At 30.2% G+C, this 23,478-nt stretch carries 22 protein-coding genes and 1 tRNA gene; 17 read left to right on the top strand and 6 right to left on the bottom strand.

Features of this window, described 5'->3' with window-relative positions; genetic code table 11:
• Window positions 1–7: 7 nt before the first annotated feature.
• Window positions 8–976, bottom strand: coding sequence for an electron transfer flavoprotein subunit alpha/FixB family protein (locus J2Z76_RS13960; protein WP_209512689.1), 969 nt, complete (start codon window positions 974–976; stop codon window positions 8–10).
• A gap of 4 nt (window positions 977–980) precedes the next feature.
• Window positions 981–1,781: an electron transfer flavoprotein subunit beta/FixA family protein gene (locus J2Z76_RS13955; protein WP_209512688.1), complete on the bottom strand. Its 801-nt coding sequence runs from the start codon at window positions 1,779–1,781 to the stop codon at window positions 981–983.
• A gap of 247 nt (window positions 1,782–2,028) precedes the next feature.
• On the opposite strand from J2Z76_RS13955, the gene J2Z76_RS13950 reads away from it, so the two are divergent.
• Window positions 2,029–2,724, top strand: a complete 696-nt coding sequence (locus tag J2Z76_RS13950) for a FadR/GntR family transcriptional regulator (protein WP_209512687.1) — start codon at window positions 2,029–2,031, stop codon at window positions 2,722–2,724.
• Window positions 2,725–2,791: 67 nt separating this feature from the next.
• On the opposite strand, the gene J2Z76_RS13945 is transcribed toward J2Z76_RS13950, so the two are convergent.
• Both J2Z76_RS13945 and J2Z76_RS13940 read right to left on the bottom strand, forming a co-directional pair.
• Window positions 2,792–4,150, bottom strand: a complete 1,359-nt coding sequence (locus J2Z76_RS13945) for a YjiH family protein (protein WP_209512686.1) — start codon at window positions 4,148–4,150, stop codon at window positions 2,792–2,794.
• Between the two features lie 11 nt (window positions 4,151–4,161).
• Window positions 4,162–5,325, bottom strand: a complete 1,164-nt coding sequence (locus tag J2Z76_RS13940) for a pyridoxal phosphate-dependent aminotransferase (protein ID WP_209512685.1) — start codon at window positions 5,323–5,325, stop codon at window positions 4,162–4,164.
• 428 nt (window positions 5,326–5,753) lie between these two features.
• On the opposite strand from J2Z76_RS13940, the gene J2Z76_RS13935 reads away from it, so the two are divergent.
• Window positions 5,754–7,703, top strand: a complete 1,950-nt coding sequence (locus J2Z76_RS13935) for an HD domain-containing phosphohydrolase (protein ID WP_209512684.1) — start codon at window positions 5,754–5,756, stop codon at window positions 7,701–7,703.
• Between the two features lie 55 nt (window positions 7,704–7,758).
• On the opposite strand, the gene J2Z76_RS13930 is transcribed toward J2Z76_RS13935, so the two are convergent.
• A complete protein-coding gene (locus tag J2Z76_RS13930; protein ID WP_209512779.1) occupies window positions 7,759–8,313 on the bottom strand; it encodes an NADPH-dependent FMN reductase in 555 nt (184 codons plus the stop codon).
• 295 nt (window positions 8,314–8,608) lie between these two features.
• Here J2Z76_RS13930 and J2Z76_RS13925 point away from each other — a divergent pair, with 295 nt between their 5' ends.
• The 13 genes from J2Z76_RS13925 to J2Z76_RS13865 all read left to right on the top strand — a co-directional run bounded on the left by J2Z76_RS13925 (window position 8,609) and on the right by J2Z76_RS13865 (window position 21,524).
• Complete coding sequence (locus tag J2Z76_RS13925) at window positions 8,609–9,850, top strand: hypothetical protein (RefSeq protein ID WP_245210471.1); 1,242 nt, start codon at window positions 8,609–8,611, stop codon at window positions 9,848–9,850.
• Between the two features lie 340 nt (window positions 9,851–10,190).
• Window positions 10,191–11,471, top strand: coding sequence for a dicarboxylate/amino acid:cation symporter (locus J2Z76_RS13920; protein ID WP_209512682.1), 1,281 nt, complete (start codon window positions 10,191–10,193; stop codon window positions 11,469–11,471).
• Window positions 11,472–11,499: 28 nt separating this feature from the next.
• Window positions 11,500–12,858: an aminotransferase family protein gene (locus tag J2Z76_RS13915; protein ID WP_209512681.1), complete on the top strand. Its 1,359-nt coding sequence runs from the start codon at window positions 11,500–11,502 to the stop codon at window positions 12,856–12,858.
• Between the two features lie 23 nt (window positions 12,859–12,881).
• The gene (locus tag J2Z76_RS13910; RefSeq protein ID WP_209512680.1) at window positions 12,882–13,700 is read left to right on the top strand and encodes a beta-keto acid cleavage family enzyme; all 819 of its coding nucleotides are present in this window, start codon (window positions 12,882–12,884) and stop codon (window positions 13,698–13,700) included.
• A gap of 248 nt (window positions 13,701–13,948) precedes the next feature.
• Complete coding sequence (locus tag J2Z76_RS13905; RefSeq protein WP_209512679.1) at window positions 13,949–14,308, top strand: DUF3870 domain-containing protein; 360 nt, start codon at window positions 13,949–13,951, stop codon at window positions 14,306–14,308.
• A gap of 132 nt (window positions 14,309–14,440) precedes the next feature.
• A tRNA-Ser gene (locus J2Z76_RS13900) sits at window positions 14,441–14,530 on the top strand.
• Between the two features lie 147 nt (window positions 14,531–14,677).
• Complete coding sequence (locus J2Z76_RS13895) at window positions 14,678–15,142, top strand: MarR family winged helix-turn-helix transcriptional regulator (protein ID WP_209512678.1); 465 nt, start codon at window positions 14,678–14,680, stop codon at window positions 15,140–15,142.
• 7 nt (window positions 15,143–15,149) lie between these two features.
• Entirely contained in the window at window positions 15,150–15,986 is an 837-nt protein-coding gene (locus J2Z76_RS13890) for a DUF6544 family protein (protein WP_209512677.1), read from the top strand.
• A 76-nt stretch (window positions 15,987–16,062) separates the two neighbouring features.
• The gene (locus J2Z76_RS13885) at window positions 16,063–17,418 is read left to right on the top strand and encodes a CCA tRNA nucleotidyltransferase (RefSeq protein ID WP_209512676.1); all 1,356 of its coding nucleotides are present in this window, start codon (window positions 16,063–16,065) and stop codon (window positions 17,416–17,418) included.
• Window positions 17,419–17,748: 330 nt separating this feature from the next.
• The gene (locus J2Z76_RS13880) at window positions 17,749–18,735 is read left to right on the top strand and encodes an ABC transporter substrate-binding protein (RefSeq protein ID WP_209512675.1); all 987 of its coding nucleotides are present in this window, start codon (window positions 17,749–17,751) and stop codon (window positions 18,733–18,735) included.
• 41 nt (window positions 18,736–18,776) lie between these two features.
• Window positions 18,777–19,805, top strand: coding sequence for an ABC transporter substrate-binding protein (locus J2Z76_RS13875; protein WP_209512674.1), 1,029 nt, complete (start codon window positions 18,777–18,779; stop codon window positions 19,803–19,805).
• A 34-nt stretch (window positions 19,806–19,839) separates the two neighbouring features.
• A complete protein-coding gene (locus tag J2Z76_RS13870; protein ID WP_209512673.1) occupies window positions 19,840–20,733 on the top strand; it encodes an ABC transporter permease in 894 nt (297 codons plus the stop codon).
• The gene (locus J2Z76_RS13865; protein ID WP_209512672.1) at window positions 20,733–21,524 is read left to right on the top strand and encodes an ABC transporter ATP-binding protein; all 792 of its coding nucleotides are present in this window, start codon (window positions 20,733–20,735) and stop codon (window positions 21,522–21,524) included. Before J2Z76_RS13870 ends, J2Z76_RS13865 begins: the two co-directional genes overlap by 1 nt.
• 113 nt (window positions 21,525–21,637) lie before the next feature.
• Here J2Z76_RS13865 and J2Z76_RS13860 read toward each other — a convergent pair whose 3' ends face one another.
• Window positions 21,638–21,856, bottom strand: coding sequence for a hypothetical protein (locus J2Z76_RS13860; protein WP_209512671.1), 219 nt, complete (start codon window positions 21,854–21,856; stop codon window positions 21,638–21,640).
• A gap of 181 nt (window positions 21,857–22,037) precedes the next feature.
• Between J2Z76_RS13860 and J2Z76_RS13855 the strand changes: the two genes are divergently transcribed.
• Both J2Z76_RS13855 and J2Z76_RS13850 read left to right on the top strand, forming a co-directional pair.
• Window positions 22,038–22,484: a hypothetical protein gene (locus tag J2Z76_RS13855; protein ID WP_209512670.1), complete on the top strand. Its 447-nt coding sequence runs from the start codon at window positions 22,038–22,040 to the stop codon at window positions 22,482–22,484.
• Between the two features lie 16 nt (window positions 22,485–22,500).
• Complete coding sequence (locus tag J2Z76_RS13850; RefSeq protein ID WP_209512669.1) at window positions 22,501–23,469, top strand: C39 family peptidase; 969 nt, start codon at window positions 22,501–22,503, stop codon at window positions 23,467–23,469.
• Window positions 23,470–23,478: the final 9 nt, after the last annotated feature.

Here is a 23,478-nt window from a genome sequence, read left to right as displayed (position 1 = left end):
TCCTCTCCTAGTCTAAATCTCTTATGAGATTAGGAATTATTTCATATATATCTCCTACATATCCGTAATCAGCTATAGAAAAAATTGGTGCAGAAGGGTCTGAATTTATAGCTATTATTAATTCTGATTCCTTCATTCCTGCCAAATGCTGAGGAGCTCCAGAAATTCCGCATGCTATATAAATTTTAGGTTTTACTCTGTTTCCGCTATATCCTACTTGATAAGCACTACTTGTCATTCCTGCATCAACAAGAGCTCTAGAAACACCCATTACTCCGCCTAGCTTTTGAGCTAAAGTTTCAATCATCCTTAAATCTTCTTTTTTCTTTATTCCTCTGCCAGTAGCAACAACTATTTCAGCTTCTGTGATATTTACATCACTATCATTTAATGTTTTAATTATATTAGTTTTATCATAATTACAAAAATATGGTTGAAGTTCAACTATATTTATTTCTCTGTTTAAATCTCTTTCAGCCTCTGAAAATTCTTTATATCGGATTGTTGCCATTTGAGGATAATGAGCAGTTTTAATATATGCTAGTATATTATCACTGAAAGCAGGTCTAATCTGAATTAAGTGACCGTCTTCATCTATTTTTAGATTAGTGCAATCAGCGGTTAGTCCAGTTTCTAAAGCTGCTGCTATCCTAGGCGCTAGGGATCTACCAAAGTTAGTTGCACCTATAAGAACTATTTCTGGTTTGTTTTCATTTATGAAATTTACAATATTTTGCTTATAGAGGTATTCCTCAGCAACTAAAAAAATTTCTGACTTCATAAAAAATACCGTATCAGCACCTCGGTAATTTAGTTCTTTAGCATTAATCCCATCATTACCTAACAATAAACAATTTAATGGTATATTAAGTGATTGTGCTAGTTCTTTTGCTTTGTTTAAAAGTTCATAACTTACTTTGTGTATAACATTGTTATTTTGTTCAGCAATTACTAAAATTCCTTTATATTCACTCATGATATCACATCCCTATATTATTCTTTTTAATTTCTTTTTTTATAGCTTCTTTAAAAGAAATATAATCATCTTTGAAGATTTGACTTGTTCTCTCTAAGGGATGAGGAATAATAATTTTTGAAACCTTAGTTGGAGAACCTTTGAAACCAGTGTCTATTTCACTTATATATTCAGATAAATCATCTAAAGAAATTTTTTTCACGTCGACTTCTAGAGATTCTAATTTTCTATTTACTGTAGGTAATTTCGGTATATTTATATTTTTCGTTACTCCAATTAAAGCTGGAAGCTTCATTTTTCTTACTTGCTTGCTTGAAGATAAACTTTCAACAACAACTTCTACTTCTAATTCATTTATATTGTTTATTTTTTCAACATAGTATGAATGAGGTATATTCAAAAACTCTGCTACTTCTGCTCCTACTTGAGCAGTGTCTCCATCAACAGATTTTTCGCCACATACTATTAAATCGTATTTTTCTAGATATTTAATACCAGATGCTAAAGTTTTAGCTGTTGCATAGGTATCTGAGCCACCAAATTTTCTATCAGTCATTAAAACTAAATGGTCACAACCTCTTGCAAATGCATCTCTCAAGGATTTTTCTGCGCTAGGAGGTCCCATTGTTAAAACAGTTACTGTTGCATTATATTTCCTTTTCAAGTCAATTGCTGTCTGAAGTGCATTCATATCAAAAGGATTTATTTCGGACTCAGCAGAAGACCTATTGACTACGCCTTTTTCACTATCAAACTTTACTTTTTGCATATCAGGAACTTCTTTAATAAGAACAAGTATATCCATTTATTATTTACTCCTTGTTTTAGTATTATGTTTTTTATTTATATTAAGCTTTAAACGACATTAAGGTAAAGAGGTCTTACCACGAATTCATTATAGCACATAAGTGTTTTTATTGCAAGGGAAATCGTTATATAAAACAATTAAAAAATGTATAATAAATATTAATAAAATATTTATGCATTGTATAATTGATTCTTTTGATGTAAAATATAAATAGTATATATAGTATTTTGCCTAAGGAGATATTATGTTTGAATCAATAGAAAATAAAAAAATATCACAAGTAGTTATCGAACAAATTCAAGATATGATTATGAGCGGGGAACTAAAAAATGGTGATAAACTTCCACCAGAGAGGGAGTTGACACAAACCTTAAATATAGGTCGACCTGCTCTCAGAGAAGCACTAAAGGCACTTGAGGTTATAGGCTTAATTGAAAGCCGACATGGTCAAGGTAATTTTATTGTCAACAATACTGAAAACAGCTTTTTTAAGCCTCTTTCACTTTCATTTAAGTTATCTAATGGAAATATAGAGGATATTCTTGAACTTAGACATTTGTTAGAGAATTATACAGTTAGTCAAGCTGCTATACATGCAAGTGAAGAAGATATTCAAAGATTGTACGAGCTATACGAAAGTTTAGTTAATTCTGAAACTTTAGAACTTAAATCCCATTATGACAAAGAGTTTCATTATGAGATAGCTAAAATAAGTAAAAACACCTTAATTAATAATTTGCTAGAGAGTACATCATATTTGTTTGATAATTTTATAAGTAAAACTATAGGTATGACTTTTAGTAGCGAAGATTCAATAGATAGCCTGTATGAAGAACATTTAAATATTATAAGAGCTATTGAAAAACATGATCCTGACAAAGCTTCTAAATGCATTTTTTTACATCTAAATAAAATTAATAGAGGTATGCTAATACAATAATGTAAAAATAAGAGGAGGTTTGATATATGTACCTCAACTTCCCCTTAGTATTTATACAAATCGTTTATTATGCTATACCAAATAAATTTGTCAATAAAACAATAATTGGTAATGCTATTATTGTTTTTTCTAAAAATATAATTAGAAGTCCTTTAAAATCTATAGGCATTTTAGATGTTATTATTAGAGTTCCAACTTCAGTCATATATATAATCTGAACTAGTGAAAGTACACCAATAACGAATCTAGTTTTTAAAGATACAATATTAGCTGCTAATATTGCAGGTATAAACATGTCTGTAAATCCAACTATTGTAGCAGGTGCGGCAGCAAAAGCTTCCTCTAGTCCTAATAATTGAAGGTAATATCCAAATGGAAGTGATAACCAATCAAATATAGGTGTATAAGTTGCTAAAATTAATGCAATAGTACCAAATGACATAACTAGTGGTGTAAGAGCAAATATGATTCCAAGAAACATATCTACACCTTTGTACAAAGTTCCGCCTAATCCAGGTGCTGTTTCAGCTTTTGATACTGCTAGTTGTAATGCCCATTGAGATTTAGTCATGCCAGCAGGTTCTTCTTCATTTATTTGTTTACCTACTTTAGCATAATATTTATTATGATATTTGCTCAGTGGAGGAATTCTTGTCATAATAACAACACTGAGTATTCCTGTAATAGCTAGTATAATATAAAATGGTATAAATAGGTGGTCTACTTTTAGCATTGCTGCTATAACTAGGCAAAATGGAAGGGAAACAGCAGAAAAGCATGTAGCAATTGTTATAGCCTCTCTATCAGTATAGTATCCTTGCTCATATTGTGTAGTAGTTAATACAACTCCAACATTACAATTTCCTACCCACGAAGCAACTAAATCTATAGCAGATCTACCCGGAAGTTTGAATAATGGTTTAGTAAAATTTCTTATAATAGTACCTGTATAATCCATAATGCCATAATCCATTAGTAGAGGAATTAAAAATGATGCTGCAAAAAACCATGCTATAAGTGTAGCAAGCAAGGACATCATAGTTCCACCAGTATCACCAGAAGTTATAAACTCTGGACCTGATTTAGTAAATACTAGAACAGCTACTAAAGCACCTATAATTCTAAAAATTAAGTAAAAATTGCTAGTTATAAAAAGTCTACTCAACAGTTTGTTCTCAATTATTAATTTGGGTTTCATAAATGTTGTAATTATAGAGAAAATAGCAGATATTAAAATTACAGTTGTTATTAAAATGGGTGCAATAGGTTTTATTGTAGCAGCTAACCATTCTGAAATTATTCCAATAGGGATGTTTATTGATCCTTTCCAAGGTACAGGACATAGAAATAAAAACACACCAATAATTGAAGGTATCAAAAATTTCATAATTCTTTTATTATCTAAGTTCTTATTATTTTCGTTCATAGTATGCCTCCTTATATTTTAAAAATATTCATTTTTTCTATTCTGTCAAAAGCTTCATTAAGTTTTTCAACACCAACAGTGCAAGCTATTCTGACATATCCTTCTCCACACTCACCGAATGCAATTCCCGGTATAGTCAACACATGAGCTTCTTTGAGTATAACGTCACTTGCATCTACGGAGTTTAGTCCAGTTTTTTTAATATTTACAAATAAATAAAATGTACCTTTAGGGTCCAATACGGACATGTTAGGTATTTTATTTATCCTTTCAGCGGCATAATAAACTCTGTTTTTATATTCGGAAATCATGTCTGGTTGAACTGTTTTTCTATTTCTCAATGCATATATTGCACCTCTTTGTGAAATAGAAGGAGCTGTAAAAACAACATTTTCATTAATTTGCTGAATTGTCTTTATGATAAAGTCAGGCGCTATTATATTTCCTATTCTCCATCCGGTCATAGTGAAATTTTTTGAAAAACTATTAATAATTATTGTTCGTTCCTTCATTCCATCAATCGAAACGATAGGTACGAATGGTTCTTTAAAACTAAAAGAAGTATATATATCATCTGAAATAACTAGTAAATCGTATTTAATAGCTATGTTACTAATACCTTTCAAAGTTTCCATAGATAATGTATTTCCAGTAGGATTACTTGGTGAATTAATGATTAATGCTTTTGTTCGCTCGGTTATTAAACTTTCAAGTCTTTCAATGTTTATTTGAAAGTCTTCATTTTCATAAGTGTTCAATGGAATAGGGATTCCTCTTGCAAGCTCTACTTGTTGCGTGTAAGGTGTAAAATATGGAGCTTGTATTATCACTTCATCTCCATCATCTAATATTGCCTCAAGAGCTAAATACATACCTAAACATCCGCTTGCTGCAATAAAAACTTCTTCATCTTTAAATGACAGGTTATATTCTTCTTTGTAGAATTTAAGTATTTCGTTTCTAAGTTCTGGATCACCTCTAAAATCCGTATACTTAGTATGACCTAATTTAGCATCCCTCATAGAGTTGTTTATTATTAACTCATGAGTTGTTAAATCTGGATCTCCTAAACTCAAATCAATTACGTCATTAAATTTCTTAGCTAATTCATCAACTTGACCCATGGGGGTAGATTGATCTTTCCAATATCTTTTTGAAATAAATTTATGTTTCATACTCCACCTCATTTCTATTCATTATTTTGTGGTAAGACCTCAATAACATTATACCACATCATTCGTAATATGCAAGCGTTATTTTGCTGTAATAATAGTTAAATTATACTTATAAAAAAAATTTAAAAAAGATTATTTCTGTTTAATATTAATTCCTAAGATACTATAAATAAACATAAGCTGACAGATATTAATTGCTTTTATTGATGATTTTTCTACTTTATAATATCAATATAAATGGAGTTTTATATATGACTTATTTTTTTATTGTTACATAATAACATAAATATTTAGTTTAATGTTAAATTTTTTTTATATATGTCGATATATATATTATGTTAAAGTAAAAATTTTCTTAAGTTTACGATTAAATACATTTCATTTAGTTAAATTATTATTTTAGTAATGCTATAAAGACGAGGACAAAAATGAATAATACAGAAAATGAATTTTTAAAAATAATCAAAAAAAGAATTAAGGCATTAAAGATCTTTATTATTTTTCTTATTAGCTTTTTAATTATTATTATTTCCATTATTATAAATAATAATAGTAAACACAACATATTGATAAATGTGCTGAGCAAACAGCAAATGCTCACTCAGATGATAACTAAGAATTCAAATAGAAAATTAGTTATTTTAAAGGCAATGTCAGATGGTATATTTCTTCAGAGTAAAGATGTGCTAAATAATAAAATTTATTTACTCAATGAATCTCTTGATAGTTCTATGAGTGAGTATGAAGCAAATTTAGATTCATTAAAAAGTGGCATGTTGCAATATCATGGCGAAACTTTGAAATTGAAACATTTAATAATTAATAAACATTTTAATAATTCAATAGAAGAAATGGAATCAATTGAATTTAGTGTACCAGTTGAATTTTTAATTAAAAATAATGTAGCAAGTATTCAAACCGAAAAGGCAATTTTTGTTATTAATACAAATAACGAAAAATTATTAAATAAGTGGAATCAAATTATAGGAGAATTAATTGAATATCAAAAACAAATAGCGAATAAGTATTTTGTTATTTCAGTTTTTATTTTTGCTTTTTTTTCTATCTTATTATTTGTTTCTTTCTTTGAAATTAATAAATATATAATCGAACCTTTAAATGAACTGTATAATGGTATTAGAAACTTTGGTATTACAAATAAAAACATTAAAAACTATTTTTCAACAAAAAAGGAATTAAAACCAGTAATAAATGATATTAACACGATGTTTAACAAGCTGAATGGATTAATAAATTTAATTGGAAATTTAAATAGAGATGTATCCTTTGATGGAATATTAAATTATATATATTTATCTTTTTCTGAGTTCATACCATATTCTCATATAGGAATAGCATTATTAAAAGACGATGGCAAAATGTTAGAGGCATCATATGGAATATCCGATGAATCGCTTTGTGAGTTACCTAAAAGACTTATTGGCATAAAAGAGGAATTGAGTAGTACTAGTCTTGAGAATATAATAAAGAATAAAACACCAAGAGTTATAAACGACTTAGAACTTTACACTAAAAGTAGCAAGGCTGAATATAATCGGATACTAATTCAATCAGGAATTAAATCATCCATAACCTTACCATTGAAGATAAACCAAAAACCAGTTGGTATTATATTTTTTTCCAGCATACATAAAAATATTTATAAACAAGAGCATATTGCATTTTTAGAGACTTTATCAGATAGTATAGCTATTAGTCTTAATAAAAACATTTTTATAGATGAGATGTTATATAGTACATTGCTTGCGCTAACTAAAATGGCCGAAGCAAGAGATGAAGATACAGGTGATCATTTGGATAGAATGAAAATGTATTCTGTTAAGATTGCGGAGTTTTTGCTAGAGGACCATGTTTATGATGGTTTAATTTCTGTTAGTTTTATTAAGGATATTGAGAGGTTTAGCCCTATGCACGATATCGGCAAGGTGGGCATAAGAGATGGTATTCTCTTAAAGCCTGGTCAGCTTACAAATGATGAGTTTGAACAAATGAAAAAGCACACTATTTATGGGGCAGAAGTATTGCGTACAGCAGAAGGTAATATAGTTAAACAAAGTCAAAGTATGTTTAAAATGGGAATTGAAATTGCAGAGAGTCATCATGAAAAGTGGAACGGTACAGGGTATCCCTATAAGAAATCAGGTCTAGATATACCATTAAGTGCTAGGATAGTTGCGATTGCGGATGTATTTGATGCTTTGACAAGTAAGCGACCATATAAAAGAGCATTTCCATTTAAGGAATCATTTGAATTAATAGTTGAGGGAAGGGGAAATCACTTTGATCCAAATATAGTAGATTCGTTTATAAATCATAAAGAAGATATATATAAATTATATATGAGTTTTATAAATTAAAATTATATGAGCCTAAATGTAAGTGGTTTACATCTAGGCTCTATTCTTTTAAGTATTAACGCAAAGTTTTTAATGCATTGCTCCAAGCGATAACTTCATCCAATAAAGTATTTACTTCTGCTTCATGACGAGGGTCTGGATTAAAAACACTCATATTTTCAAAGTCAGAAAATAGAGATAACATAACTTGAGCACGAACATCAGCAATTTGCAATTGAGCCATTATTAGTCTTAATTGTTCTACAGCTCGCGAACCACCGGCACTACCATAACTTACGAAACCTGCTGCTTTGTTGTTCCATTCAGTCGATAGAAAATCAATCGCATTTTTCAGAGCTCCTGAAGTAGAATGATTGTATTCCGGTGTTATGAATATAAAACCATCAAATTCTTCTATCTTTGCTGCCCAATTTTTTGTATGCTGTTTAGAATACTGATGCATTGCTGCCGGCATAGGTTCATCAAGTAGAGGCAAATCGAAATCTTTTATATCCACTAGCTCGAATTCTGCATCATTTCTTTTTTTTGATATATCATAAACCCAATCTCCAACGGCTTTTCCATTGCGTCCTGGACGTGTGCTTCCAATAATGATTGCTATTTTACTCATAATTTTTTTACTCATAATTTTTTTCCTCCTAATTAATTTCTATAATTTATATATACCCAATATAACATTAAAAAAACAATGTTTTGAAAAAAATTATTATAAGAATTAATAAAATTGGAATGGAAATTAAATTTGAAATATATATGTGTTTTGTGTTATAATTATTAGTGAATACTTGTAATAATTAAGTGGAGCGGTCGAAGGGGCTATAGCTAGACTGACTCGAAATCAGTTAAATCTCAAGGTTTCATGGGTTAGAATCTCGGACGTTCTACTAATAAGGGAGATGAAGTGTTTGGATAATAACAAGAACATTAGGGTAGGTATAGGATTTGCAACTGGGAGAAAGAGCTTTCAAAAAGTTTTAAAAACTTATGTATACAATTGGAAGGAATGCGGATTAACTGGCAAAGAAGAAGTAAGCTTAAACTTATTAGTAGCATATGATTTAAAATACTCCGATACAAAATCAACAGATTATACAAATGTAAACACAAAAATACTTGATTTAGTCGATGATTCTTACTTTATAGGCAATACCGCAATTCAAAGAGAAATTGATTATTTGAAGGAAAACAATATCATAAACGAAGAAGAAGCGCAGTTGTTTTTTAGAGGTGGCTATGCGGCAAAGAGAAATTCTGTGCTTTATACAGCCATGAAAAATAAAATTGATTACTTAATTTTTTTAGATGACGATGAATATCCAATAGCAGTTACAAATACTCGTTCAAGTGTTATATGGGGTGGACAACAAGTGTTATCAACTCATCTAAAATATATAGATAGTGCAGATATAACAAATGGACATCATTGTGGTTATATTTCACCTATCCCATATATTAAGTTTAATGATGTTATGACGGAGGATGATTTTAGACAATTTATAGAGGCAATAAGTAATGATATAATTAATTGGGATAATATACGTTCTGTTATGAATAATGGAGGAGTCACATATGCTGATACAAAGATTTTAGTAAATGAACAAGCAGAAGAGGTGGAGGAAGTTAATTATTCAAAGTTTATATCTGGAGCTAATTTATGCATAAATTTAAGAAAATCAGAACGCGTATTGCCATTTTATAATCCACCTGGAGCCAGAGGAGAAGATACTTTTTTAAGTACCTGTTTAAGTAATAGAAAAGTATTGCGAGTACCATGCTATGCATTTCATGATGGATTTTCTACATATAATCATCTTATGGATGGAGTTCTACCAACAAAATTAAAATATATACAAGCTGATTCCGAAAAAATTGCAACACGTTTTTACCGTGCCTGCATTGGATGGATTAGATACAAACCACTACTAATTTATATTACACAAAAAGAAAGCTATGAAACTAAAATAGAAGAAATGAGAAAACAACTCCAAGTTACACTTCCGAAAATTTGCGCTTATTTTAATAGAAAAGACTTTATGAATATTTCAAAAGAATTGGAACGCTATAATAGCAATGTAGAAAAACACTACAATCAATTTATTCAGACACAAGAGATATGGATTAAGATAAATAAATTTCTAAATAAGTAAAGAAATATTATATCAAATTGAAATAAAACATTTCTAAAAATACCATTATTAATTTAATTCATTAAAAAAAATGTTGACAACTATTATTTTTTATTATAAAATCTATATGAAAACATTTACAATAAACGTTAAAAATTAATATGTGACTGCTTTATTTGCGATAATATTGCAATTTCAACAATATTATATAACAAATGTAAACCAGCTAAATGGGTCTATTAATTAGACATATTTATGCTGGTTTTTTGTTTTTGTTTCTTGTCACTATTAATAAGGAAAGGAGGATAGTTCATACAAAATTTTATTTAGAAGCTTATAAAATAAAAAATTTGGAGGTTCTATGGAAAAGAAAGTTTTTAAATTTAAATTGTATCATAAAATTTTTATCGGCTTAATCTTAGGAGTTATCGTTGGAATCATTTTTAGTAATATGGGTGGTCCTAAGAACCCTATTATTGCAGAAATCTTAAAAGTTTGTGTATTTGTAGGTAATTTATTTTTAAGACTAATTAAAATGGGTATTGTACCATTAGTATTTTTCTCAATAACTAGTGGAGTAATAAGTTTAGGTGATATAAAGAGATTGGCAAATACAGGTGTAAGGACAGTTACTTTGTTTTTAGCTACTTCAGCTGGAGCTGTATCAATCGGATTAATATTAGCAAATCTTATTAAGCCAGGTTCTGGTATGGATTTAGGGACTGTTGCAGCTGGAAGTGTTGAAATGAAAGAACTTCCTGGCATACTTGACTCGCTTTTAGACTTCTTCCCTCAAAATCCAATAGCTTCTATGGCTGATGGTACGATGCTTCATGTTATATCGTTCTCGATATTTGTTGGAATTGCACTTATAATGGTAGGAGAAAGAGCTAAACCAGTTAATGAATTTATCGAAATTTGCTCAGAGACTATGTTTAAAATAATTGAAATAGTTGTAAAATTTACACCTTATGGAGTTTTTGGTTTAATGGCAAATGCAACTGCTCAATTTGGTGTCGAAATATTTGGACCAATACTTAAATTTATAATCACTGACTATTTATCAGCCATAATATTTACTATTGTAATACTATGGGGTTTATGTTTAGGGTTAATAGTGAAAGTAAACCCAATTAAATTCTTTAAAAAGACTTTTGAACCGTGGTTAATTGCATTCAGTACATGTACTTCATCTGCTGCATTACCTGTATCAATGAAACTTTCTAAAGAAATTGGTATTCCTGAAGAGAATTCTAGCTTTGTACTTCCATTAGGTGCAACTATGAACATGAATGGTACTTGTATCTACTTTGGTATTATAGTAGTATTTGCAAGTCAGTTATACGGTATGAACTTATCAATTGCAACTCAAATTATGCTTGTATTCCAAGCAACTTTACTTGCTGTAGGTTGTGCAGCAGTTCCATCTATTGGATTGGTTATCAGTATTACTTTACTTGAAAGCATGGGACTTCCATTAGAAGCTATTGCATTGGTTGCTGGTATTTATCGTATAGTTGACCAAATTCATACTGCTACAAATTCACATGGAGATTTAATTGTTGCAGCAGTTGTTTCAAAACTTGAAGGTACATTTGACTATAATCAATTTAACAAGGAAAAAGTTGATATCACACAATAGCATTATACATAATTAGGAGGAAAATATTATGAGTTTAAATAAAGCACCAAAAAACCAAGTGTTTTATCGTAATCAAAATTGGAACTATCCAAAAATTGTAAAGGGAGATGGGGTTTTCCTTTATGGAGAAAATGGTAAAAAATATTTAGATGCATGTTCAGGTTCAGCAGTAGCAAACATTGGTCATGGAAATAAAGAAATAGCAGAATATACAAAAGAACAAATGGAAAAGGTAGCTTTTACCCACTTGTCAAGATGGACTGTAGACACTATTGAAGATTGTGCACAAAAATTATCAGAATGGACTCCTGGAGATTTGAATCATGTTTATTTTGTATCAGGTGGTTCGGAGGCAACTGAATCAGCACTAAAGCTTGCAAGACAATATTTTGTTGAAAGAGATGGCAAGTCAAGCAAGTGGAAAGTAATTTCAAAGTGGAATTCATTCCATGGCAATACTATTGGAGCATTATCAATGACTGGGATAACTGGAAGAAAGAAAATTTATGATCCTATCTTAGTACAGTTCCCTAAAATTCCTCAGTTTTATCATTACAGAAACCAATGGGGATGTGACACTTTAGAAGAAACAAGTATCAAATGTGCACTTGCATTAGAAGAAGAGATATTAAGACAAGGACCTGAAAATGTAATGGCATTTATAAGTGAACCAGTAGTAGGCTCATCGGCACCTGGAGTTCATCCATCACCAATTTATTTTGAGATGATTAGAAAAATTTGTACTAAGTACGATGTTTTGTGGATTGATGATGAGGTTATGGCAGGCTGTGGAAGAACAGGTAAAAAGATGGCTATTGAGCATTTTGGAAATGTTGTTCCTGATATTATTTGTACAGCTAAAGGTATGAGTTGTGGTTATACGCCTATGGGAACAGCAACAGTAACGGATGAAATTTTTAATACAATTATGATAAATGGTTCTGGAAGTTTTCATCACGGACACACATATGCTGGAAATCCATTGTCAGCAGGTATCGCGTGGAAAGTGATGAACATTATTGAAAGAGAAGGCTATGTTGAAAATAGTGCTGTACAAGGAGAGTACCTAATTGATAAAATGCAAGACTTGTACAAATATCCTATAGTGGGCGATATTAGAGGAAAAGGCTTAATGATTGGTTTAGAATTTGTAAAAGATAAAGCTACTAAGGAGCCTTTTGATACGAAAGTAAAATTAAATAGTAAAATAACTAATCACTGTTTAGACGCAGGAATTGTACCATATCCTGGAGGAGGTTCCGTGGATGGAGTTAGAGGAGATCATATATTAATAACTCCACCAATAAATATAACAAAAGAAGAAGTTGACATACTATTTGACGGATTAGAAACAGCTATTAAAAAAACTTGTGATGAAGTACTATAAAAAGAAAGTTGAGGAGGTGGCTTATGGATAAGCTAATTATTACAATTGCACCTACTGGAAATGTTCCAACAAAAGAGAATAATCCAAGTTCACCATTGACGGTTGAAGAGATAGTTGCAGATATAAAAAAGTGTAAGGACTTAGGAGCCTCTGTTGCACACATCCATGTAAGAGATGAAAACCTTAAGCCTACAAGTGATAGAAAGCTGTTCGAAAAGGTGCTAAATACACTTGATGAAGATAAGGTAGATATAATTAAACAAGTGTCGACAGGTGCTAGAGGTGGAGAAAACTCAATAGCGTGGAGAAGCCAAATGTTAGATTTGCCAAATGCTGATATGGCTAGTTTATCAACTGGTTCATCAAATTTCCCCAGCGCAGTAAATGCTAATTCACTTGATTTGGTGGAAGCATTAGCTAAGAAAATGCTAGATAACAATATTAAACCAGAAATTGAAGTATTTGATACAGCAATGTTATTTCAAGCTTTGTTCTATCAAAAAAAAGGAATATTAAAAGGACCTCTTCATTTTAATTTTGTATTAGATGTTAAAGGTTCTATGCCAGCTACTCCTAAGAATTTAATGTTCTTAGTTGATAACCTTCCTAAAGATGCTACATGGAATATATCAGGCATAGGCAACTCCCAGGTACAGATGATAACTATGGCAATTGCTATGGGCGGACATGTAAGAACTGGACTTGAGGATGTTATAAAATATGATAAAAATACTTTAGCTACAAATGAGATGCTTGTTAAAAGAGTAGTAAATATTGCAAATGCAGTAGGTAGAGAAATAGCGACTGTGGATGAAGCAAGAAAAATATTGAGATTAGTTTAACAATTATGTTAAATTAAATTGCTAAACAAAGCAGTTAATCTACAATACTCGCTCTAATTATAACATTGCTTATGTAATCGTATATTATAAGAATCTTTACATACATTCTATTTAGTTTAAAATAAATAATTATGCAAAGTTACAATAATAAAATTATTGTAACTTTGTTTTAATTAAATTAAAATCTTGACATAACATGTATAAAAATATATCATTAGCTTATAAATAATTAACTTTTGGAGGTTTATATGCAGGAAAATTACGATACTTATTATAGCGAAGATACAGTATACTTTATATCATACGTGAGACTTCCAGAAAACATACCAGCGGCATTGTTTAATGGTTATATTGGTGTTGGTTTAATTATAAACTATAAAACTGGTATAATTGAAGATAATAGTTGTACTTTAGTAACTGATGAAGCAAAAAAGTTCTTGAAAGATATAATAAGAGGATATAATATTTATGAAAGTGATGGGATAGAATTATTAATTGACAAAATAAAAAAAAGGTTCTATGGTGCATCACAAAAATGTATTGCTGCAATATTAAGAGATGTTTATAAAAAATTCTACAAGTGGAAAGTTGACAATAATATAAAATAGATATTATTGTCAGATTAGCATAATATTTATAAATATAACTTGCAATGTAAATCAGCTTTCTTCTTACCTTAAAAAATCATTGACATCCCAATTGTTTCAGGTTATAATGTATTTTGTCGTAAAACACAATACGGAGAGATGTCCGAGTGGTTTAAGGAGCACGCCTGGAAAGCGTGTATACGGGGAACTGTATCTGGGGTTCGAATCCCCATCTCTCCGCCAAAATTGAAATACACTTCTAAATATATTATATTAGAAGTGTATTTTTTAAAATATCTTTAAAAAATCATATTGACAAAACGTAACCAGTTACATATAATAAATGTAACCGGTTACGTTTTGTTGTCTAATAACAAAGGAGAGATAAAAATGGATGATTTAAATGAAAAAGCATTTATATTTGGCTCAATATTTACACTATCAAATAAGTTACAAATTTTGGGGGATAAATTTGATGAATATTTGACTATAAAGCAATGGCTGTTGTTAGCGGGTATTAGTAATAGTGGAAGTGATTCGCCTACGATTAGTGAAGTTGCAACTATTATAGGGAGTTCAAGGCAAAATGCAAAAAAAATGGTTTCAATATTAGAAAAACGACAATTTTTAACAGTGAGAAAAGACAAAGATGATGCAAGAATTTTAAGAATTAGTCTTACAGAAAAGTGTATAGGTTATTTTGAAGAAAGGGAAAATAGGGAGTTGAAATTTATTGAGCAGTTGTATGATGGCTTTGATTCCACTTTAATAAAAAGTTTATGTAAAGGCATATCAAAACTAGAAAAAAATATTGGAGAGATGGAGAGATATTATGATAAAAGAGAAAAGGAGTAGAAAGATTATGGAGATATTTTTATTTGTTTTACTAATTATTGTTGTATTAGTTGTTATTTTTTTTAAGTTACCATATTCTAAGACAGTATCTGAGTTTAGCAATGTAATTAATCAACATATTGTAAATACAAAAGGTGAATCCGGTTTTTTTGAAGAAAAGGATATTGAAGATATGCCATTGCCAGTTCAAAGGTATTTTAGATTTTGTGGTTACATAGGTACACCTAAAATGTTTTATATGAAGGCAACCTTTGAAGATGTAGATTTTAAAATGTCTAAAGATAAGACTATAAAAATTGATTATACACAGTATAATTTTGTAGAAAAGCCAGAGAGATTTGCACTTATCAACTCATCTTTGTATGGAATACCATTTGAGGGATTTGATTCGTATGATAATGGAGTTGGAAGCATGAAAGGTTCTATTGCCAAGGTGGTTACATTATTTGATCAAAGAGGAGATGAAATGGATAAGGCATGTCTTGTAACAATACTTGCAGAATGCTTAGCAGTTCCAAATATAGCATTACAGGACTATATAAAATGGGAAGCAATAGATGACACTCATGCAAAGGCAACAATTAATTATTATGGTATATCAGCTAGCGGGATATTTACATTTAATGAAGAAGGAGCAATGTTGTCTTTTAGAACTAAAGATAGAGTTGCAACAGATATGAATGGTTTTACCAGAGAAGCTGAATGGTCGACTATTATATGTGAATATAAAGAAATAAATGGATTAAAATATCCAGATAAATTACAATCGATATGGCATTATGAAGAAGGAGATAGTATATATTTTAATGAAAATAAAGCTAGTATTTCTATTGAATACTACTAGAATAGTTATATTGTAACTGTTTACAATATAGTATATAATTGAAATATAAAATCATGTTACATTAAGAAGGTAGAGTATGGTATATAAGATAAAAATGCCAGTTGAAGTTGAAACGGCAATAAATATATTAAACATAAATTGTTTTGATGCATATGTAGTAGGTGGATGTGTCAGAGATAGTATATTGGAAATTGAGCCATCGGATTGGGATATAGCCACGTCCGCTCAACCACACGACATCATAAAATGCTTTAAAGGTTACAAAGTTATTGAAACTGGTATAAAGCATGGTACAGTTACTGTAATAATAAGTAACATGATATTAGAAATCACTACATATAGAATTGATGGTGAGTACAAGGATAATAGAAGACCAGAGGATGTTAAATTCACGACGGATATTGCACATGATTTAGAACGCAGAGATTTTACCATAAATGCAATGGCTTATAATCATGAAAGTGGGCTTGTTGATTTATATGGTGGAATAAAAGATATTGAGCTAAAAACAATAAGATGTGTAGGTAAGCCAGATAAAAGATTTAGTGAAGATGGGCTTAGAATACTTAGGGCTTTAAGATTTGCCTCTGTTTTAGGGTTTGAAATTGAATGTAATACATCAGCTAGCATTTACAAAAATAAGAGTTTGTTAACTAATATTTCTTCTGAAAGAATAGTAATTGAGTTGAATAAATTAATTACAGGATATAATTTTAAAAATATATTGAATGAATATAGATATGTTTTAGCAGTATTTATACCTGAGATTGAAAGATTATTTAATGATAATAAAAAAAGCATATCTAGTGAATATGATTTGTGGGAAAATACATTAGACTTTATGGCAAATGTCACAAATGATTTGCATTTGAGGCTTGCAACGATGTTTCATGGCATAGGTATAACTCAATATTCTACCAATGAAAGAGAGATTTACTCCTGTAATGAAGATTATGCGAAAAAAAGTTCGAATATAGCTTTTAATATTATGAAAAATTTGAAATATGATAGAGAAACTGTGGAGATTGTAAGAATGTTAGTATTGTATCATAATGCAAAAATACAGCCAATATCAAAGGATATAAAGAGATGGTTAAATAAAATTGGAATAGAGATTTTCAATAAATTATTGTTAATAAAAAAAGCATATATAGAATTACAAGAAAATTTAATAGATGAAAAATCATATGATATAAAACAAATTGAGTTTATTTTTAATAATATAATAGAAAATAATCAATGTTATAACTTAAGAGATTTAGAAGTTAACGGTACTGACTTAATCGAAATTGGCTTGCCAAAGGGGAAATGTATTGGTCTTATATTAAATGAGTTATTAGATTTAGTAATAGATGAAGAGTTAGAAAATAATAAAGAGGTACTCACTAATTATGTAATGAATAAAAAATATCTTGACAACATAAAAATATAGTGTTAGTATAACTTTCAATAATACAAAAACAAAACTGTTGAAGCGAAGATTAAACCACTATGTGCACTTACAGAGAGCAAGGGAAGATGAGAGCCTTGCAGAACGCAATATGGCAAATGGATCGCTGAGGGTGAGGTGAAAGGGTAAAACCGAGTATCTGAAACGTGTGCTTACGTTACAAGGCAGAAAATGTGTTAGCATTTTTGTTAAGAGGATTGATTTAGTTCAATCAATTAAGGTGGTACCGCAGGAATTTATAACCTGTCCTTTTATAGGACGGGTTTTTTTGTTTTTGTAATTATAATTCATTTGAAATACAAGGAGAATAAAATGAAAAAAATAATTGCAAGTTTAACTTTAGTAACAATGTTATTAGCTTCAGGATGTGGCGCGAAATCAGAAAATGAAGTTCAAAAGGTACCAACTTCAGATGAAAAAGCAAGAATTGGAATAGTTCAAACTATGAATCATCCATCTCTAGATGAAATTAGAGAATACACAATTATAGGATTAGAAGAACTAGGGATGAAAGATAAAGTAGATGTAATTTATAAGGATGCGCAGGGTGATTCAGCAAATATTAATACAATAATCAATCAGTATGTCGGAGAAAATATTGATATGATAATTCCAATAGCGACAACTGCTGCACAGTCTGCAGCGGCGGCTACTAATGATATACCTATAGTGTTTGCAGCAGTTAGTTATCCAGTAAAAGCTGGGTTGGTTACTGATATGAATGTAACAGATAAAAATATAACGGGTGTATCAAATGCAATAGCTATAGAAGATATATTTGAACTTTCTCAGAAGTTAACTCCAAATGTTAAAACATATGGGTTTATATACAACTTAGGTGAAGTAAATGCTGTAGCAGGTATTGATAGGGCTAAAGCATATTGTGATGAAAAAGGATACAAATATGTGGAAGCAACTATAACGAATTCTAGTGAACTTTTGCAAGCAACTCAATCATTGGTGGGGAAAGTTGATGCTATATTTACACCAAATGATAACACCGTGGCATCAGCAATGTCATTGTTGTCATCAGAGGCGATTAAAGCAGGTATACCAGTATATGTTGGGGCAGATTCAATGGTTAAGGATGGTGGATTTGCAACTGTTGGAATAGACTATAAAGTTTTGGGAAGACAGGTTGCAGCAATGGCTAAGAGAATTTTGGAGGGTGAAACTATAAAAGATAATCCTGTTGAAATTATTAATCAATATTCTAATATGATTAATATTAATACTGCTAAAGCTTTGGGTATTAATATTGATGAGGAAACTTTAAAAGATTTTCAAATTATAGAATAAGTTTTATAAATTTTAAAAATTAAATAATGAGGAGAATTTATATGAAAAAGATTGTTTCATTAATTATAATTATGTTGTTGATTGTATTATCTTTAACAGGTTGTGCTACAAATGCTGAAAATTCTAAAAACAGTGGTGAAATAAGTACACCATCCGAAAATGCAGAACAAAAACTTGAGAATAACGAAATGATTAAAATAGGCATTGTTCAACCAGTTGAGCATCCTTCATTAAATGAAATTAGAGAGTATATTATATTAGGGTTAGAAGAACTAGGATTAAAAGATAAAGTTGAAATAACATATAAGGATGGTCAAGGAGACGCTTCAAATATAAACACAATCATATCACAGTTTGTAGGTGATGATATGGATTTAATAGTTCCTATAGCTACAGGAGCTGCTCAAAGTGCAGCAGCAGCGACAAAAGATATTCCAATAGTATTTGCAGCAGTAAGCTATCCGATTGAGGCAGGCTTGGTAGAACAGCTAGATAAAACAGAAGGGAACATAACTGGGGTGTCAGATGCTATAGGTGTAGGTGAGATATTAGATCTTGCACTTAAACTTACACCAAATATAAAAACTTTTGGTTTTGTTTATAATAGTGGAGAGGTTAACTCTGTGGCAGCTATAGAAAAGGCTAAAGAATACTGTGATACAAAAGGTTTAAAATACACTGAAGCAACTATTACAAATTCAGGTGATTTATTACAAGTATCACAATCATTAGTTAGTAAGGTGGACGCAATATTTACACCTACAGATAATACTGTAGCATCAGCAATGCCTGTGCTTTCAGCAGAAGCAATCAAAGCAAAAATTCCGGTGTTTGTAGGAGCAGATTCAATGGTTGCAGATGGTGGATTTGCAACAGTTGGAGTTGATTATAAAATTTTGGGTAGACAGGTAGCTTCTATAATAAAAAGAATTATCGATGGAGAAAAAATATCAGATAATCCTATAGAAGTATTAAACCAATATACAAAAATAATTAATACTACTACTGCAAATAAAATTGGAATTGAAATACCAGAAGAATTACTAAAAGACTTTCAAATAATAGAGTAACTTTTGTAATAACATAGAATATGGAGGAAGAAAATTGAGTTTAGTTTCATTGATTGGCGCAATTGAATTGGGTTTAGTGTATTCATTGCTAGCATTTGGATCATTTATATCATTTAGAATATTAAATATTGCTGACTTAACTGTAGATGGTAGTTTTGTACTTGGAGCGGCAGTGTCTGCTGTTTTCGTTTACAATGGTATGCCACATACAGGCATAATATTGGCTATTTTGTCGGGAGCTTTGGCGGGAATTGTAACAGCGCTATTGCAGACTAAGCTAGGAATCCAGCCTATATTATCAGGTATATTGACCATGACAGGATTATATTCTGTTAATTTAATGGTTATGAGTGGTAAGGCAAACATACCCTTGCTAAATAAAACAAATATTTTTTCGTTATCAGAAACTTTAATCGGCGGTAAATTTTACAAAGTAGTTATTTTACTTATTATTATATCGTTAGTATTTGCTATTTTGAGTTGGTTTTTTAGAACACAGCTTGGACTTTCAGTTAGAGCAACAGGTGATAATGAGGATATGTGTAGAGCCTCATCTATAGATACTGATGCAATTAAGATAGTAGGTTTTGCTATTTCAAATGCTATAGTAGCACTATCTGGAGCATTAGTTTCGCAGATGCAGCAATCAGCAGATATCAACATGGGATCAGGAATGGTTGTAATAAGTTTTGCATCCATAATTATCGGTAGTGTATTAATAAAAAATAAAAATATAACACTTGGGCTTTTATCAGTAATATTAGGTTCAGTAATTTACAGACTAATAATTGCATTGATTTTAACTACTAACTTTCCTCCTTCATATTTAAAATTAATTTCAGCTTTAGTAGTAATTATAGCTCTTTCATTTCCAAATATTAAGAGAAAAATGGAAATTAGTAAAATGAGAAAGGGGTATAAGTTATAATGCTAAAAATAAATTCTGTAAGTAAAACTTTTAATAAAAACACTCCAGACCAGCATAAAGGTCTAGATAACTTAAGCTTGAATGTATCAGAAGGAGAGTTTGTAACTATAATCGGTGGAAACGGTGCAGGTAAATCAACATTATTTAATGTTGTTTCTGGATCTATGCTTTGTGACTCAGGTATGATAGAACTTGGGGGCGAAGACATAACATATGAGCCGGAACATAGCAGGGCATTTTTTATAGGTAGGATATTTCAAGATCCAATGAAGGGTACTGCACCTAATATGACAGTAGGTGAAAATTTAATTATTGCATATATGAGAAGCACAAAAAAAAGCATTATGAAATATCCGTCTAAAAAAGATAAGATGTTTATTAGAGAACATCTAGCTGAGCTTGGTCTTGGTTTAGAGGACAGAATGAATACAAAAATAGGACTGCTATCTGGTGGTCAAAGGCAGGCAATCACTCTTACCATGGCAACTCTTGTTAAACCTAAGTTGCTTTTGTTAGATGAACATACAGCAGCACTAGATCCGTTGAGTGCTAAGAATGTATTAGATTTAACTAATAAAATCGTACTAGATAACAATATTACAACGCTTATGATAACTCACAATATATCTTCAGCTTTAGCTTTGGGAAGTCGAACTATAATGATGGACTCTGGTGATATAGCCATAGACCTCAATACTGATGAAAGAAAAAATATGTCTGTACAAGATTTATTAATTAAATTTAATAGAGTTAAAAATAAGGAATTTGATGATGATAATGCACTTTTGTAAATACCTATAGAAACATTAGAAGTGAATTTGTAATTATTCCTGAGAACACAGTGATTAGTAAAAAATAAGGATAAATAATGAAAAATTATTTGTCCTTATTTTTATTTTATTATCTAGTCTGTATAAATAAATTTTTCTTCTTCTCCACATTCAGGGCAATTTACGGTTACTTCATAGCTGTACATAGATAAGATTTTTACATTTGTAGCTAAACTGGCATTTTCTTCTTTGCCTTTGTATTTTACTTTTCCTACCTCTTCTTGTTTTGCATAATAATAGTTATATCTTTTCCCGCATTTTAAACATTTTCTTCTTCCTTTAACTTTTATCACTTTTTCACATCCTATCTATATATCCTATTTTGTAGGATAGTTTATATTCTCTTAGTTAATCTTATTTATTATAATATTTATAATCAGTATAATCAAGCAATTAATTTATTTTTGTAGTTATTGAAAATAATACTACATTATGATATCATGAAATTAAAAACAAGAGATGATGAGGTTTTCTATGAATAAAATGCAGGTAAAAGCAATGATGAAAAAATCATGGTGGAGCTATGCTCTATTGGTGGCAGGTATTTTTTTGTTTACTGAGGGATGTTCTCTTTTGTATGGTAGTGATGGCTTATCTATTGAGATTTCAGTAATTTTGTTTAGTTTGATTATGCACAGCACTAGTTTAAAAGAATTGAGTAAGAGATTATTATTAAAAGGGTATAATGAAAATACTAAAGAGAGTAAAGAAAAAAATAACAATCAACACAATCAATTGTTAAAAGATAAGGCATGTTTAACAGCAAATATAGTTGCTCAAATACTTTTTATTTTGATTGCAATTGCATGTTATTACATTGAGTTTAGTATAACAAATATTTTATTATATGATATTTTTATAATCATTATATATGGTATAATATCTGTTATAAGTCATAAGTTTTATAGAAAAATAAAGTGACATATGGGAGGTTACTATGGATTGGTTTTGCGAAGGTAAAGCTTTGTATGAAAATGAAATTCAAAACCTAGTTATGAGTGGTGAATATTTAAAGTTAACACAAAATTGTGAAGAAGGCTATTTAGTTACACCTGTAATTGAAGTACCTAAATTCACTCAAATATCACCATCTTGGAATTCGAAAACAACCAGTGACAGTTCAATAGAGCTTTTAGTAAGAATTAAAATAGGGGAAAATTGGACTGGTTACATAAGTTACGGGATATGGTCAACGGATGGGAATAATATAGGAATAGATAAAGAACAAAGTGATGATTTAGTTAAGGTTACTGTAGATAGAATTTTTGTATCTAATGATAAATATGCAGAAGCAGTTCAGCTTAAGGTTATCTTCAGGGGTAATGGTTCTAAACTTCGGTTAATTTCATTTACTACAGATTCAGGTGAAGAAGAGGATGTTGAAGATAATTATCTTCAAATAATAGATAATGTACCTAGGATATCGCAAATTGCAAGTGGACATAAGGATTCACATTCTATATGTAGCCCAACCTCAGTAACTATGATTTTAAAATATTATGGAGTACCAGTTGAATTAAATGATGTTACAAATGGAACATTTGATACAGGAAGCAAACTATATGGAAATTGGCCTCAGAATTGTGCCTACGCAGGTGAACAAGGAATGAGAGCATATACAAAGAAATGTACATCAATAAATGTGGTCAAAAACTTTATTGCAAGAGGTATACCTGTTGTAGCATCTGTTGTATCAAAAGAAAAGGAAGCTTTAGATGGTTCTATTTCAGCTTTTCCAAGTGGTCATTTAATGGTCGTAGTTGGTTTTACTATTAATGAGGGTGTAGAATATATAGTTGTAAATGATCCTGCAGCAAATAGTGATGAAGAAGTTCGAAAAGAATATAAATTAGATCAATGGATTAATGTTTGGAGACACTATATATATGTAATAACAAAATACTAGATGAGAATT

The organism is Sedimentibacter acidaminivorans, from assembly GCF_017873955.1.
Lineage (GTDB): Bacteria > Bacillota > Clostridia > Tissierellales > Sedimentibacteraceae > Sedimentibacter > Sedimentibacter acidaminivorans.
This window is presented reverse-complemented; position numbering and strand designations above follow the sequence as displayed.

Bases quoted from the DNA above. Each gene is read 5' to 3' on its own strand.
- J2Z76_RS13850 (WP_209512669.1), top strand. From the start codon at position 22,501: ATGGATTGGTTTTGCGAAGGTAAAGCTTTGTATGAAAATGAAATTCAA.
- J2Z76_RS13955 (WP_209512688.1), bottom strand. From the start codon at position 1,781: ATGGATATACTTGTTCTTATTAAAGAAGTTCCTGATATGCAAAAAGTA.
- J2Z76_RS13940 (WP_209512685.1), bottom strand. From the start codon at position 5,325: ATGAAACATAAATTTATTTCAAAAAGATATTGGAAAGATCAATCTACC.
- J2Z76_RS13855 (WP_209512670.1), top strand. From the start codon at position 22,038: ATGAATAAAATGCAGGTAAAAGCAATGATGAAAAAATCATGGTGGAGC.
- J2Z76_RS13880 (WP_209512675.1), top strand. From the start codon at position 17,749: ATGAAAAAAATAATTGCAAGTTTAACTTTAGTAACAATGTTATTAGCT.
- J2Z76_RS13885 (WP_209512676.1), top strand. From the start codon at position 16,063: ATGGTATATAAGATAAAAATGCCAGTTGAAGTTGAAACGGCAATAAAT.
- J2Z76_RS13930 (WP_209512779.1), bottom strand. From the start codon at position 8,313: ATGAGTAAAATAGCAATCATTATTGGAAGCACACGTCCAGGACGCAAT.
- J2Z76_RS13935 (WP_209512684.1), top strand. From the start codon at position 5,754: ATGAATAATACAGAAAATGAATTTTTAAAAATAATCAAAAAAAGAATT.
- J2Z76_RS13875 (WP_209512674.1), top strand. From the start codon at position 18,777: ATGAAAAAGATTGTTTCATTAATTATAATTATGTTGTTGATTGTATTA.
- J2Z76_RS13895 (WP_209512678.1), top strand. From the start codon at position 14,678: ATGGATGATTTAAATGAAAAAGCATTTATATTTGGCTCAATATTTACA.
- J2Z76_RS13945 (WP_209512686.1), bottom strand. From the start codon at position 4,150: ATGAACGAAAATAATAAGAACTTAGATAATAAAAGAATTATGAAATTT.
- J2Z76_RS13915 (WP_209512681.1), top strand. From the start codon at position 11,500: ATGAGTTTAAATAAAGCACCAAAAAACCAAGTGTTTTATCGTAATCAA.
- J2Z76_RS13920 (WP_209512682.1), top strand. From the start codon at position 10,191: ATGGAAAAGAAAGTTTTTAAATTTAAATTGTATCATAAAATTTTTATC.
- J2Z76_RS13960 (WP_209512689.1), bottom strand. From the start codon at position 976: ATGAGTGAATATAAAGGAATTTTAGTAATTGCTGAACAAAATAACAAT.
- J2Z76_RS13950 (WP_209512687.1), top strand. From the start codon at position 2,029: ATGTTTGAATCAATAGAAAATAAAAAAATATCACAAGTAGTTATCGAA.
- J2Z76_RS13905 (WP_209512679.1), top strand. From the start codon at position 13,949: ATGCAGGAAAATTACGATACTTATTATAGCGAAGATACAGTATACTTT.
- J2Z76_RS13890 (WP_209512677.1), top strand. From the start codon at position 15,150: ATGGAGATATTTTTATTTGTTTTACTAATTATTGTTGTATTAGTTGTT.
- J2Z76_RS13910 (WP_209512680.1), top strand. From the start codon at position 12,882: ATGGATAAGCTAATTATTACAATTGCACCTACTGGAAATGTTCCAACA.
- J2Z76_RS13865 (WP_209512672.1), top strand. From the start codon at position 20,733: ATGCTAAAAATAAATTCTGTAAGTAAAACTTTTAATAAAAACACTCCA.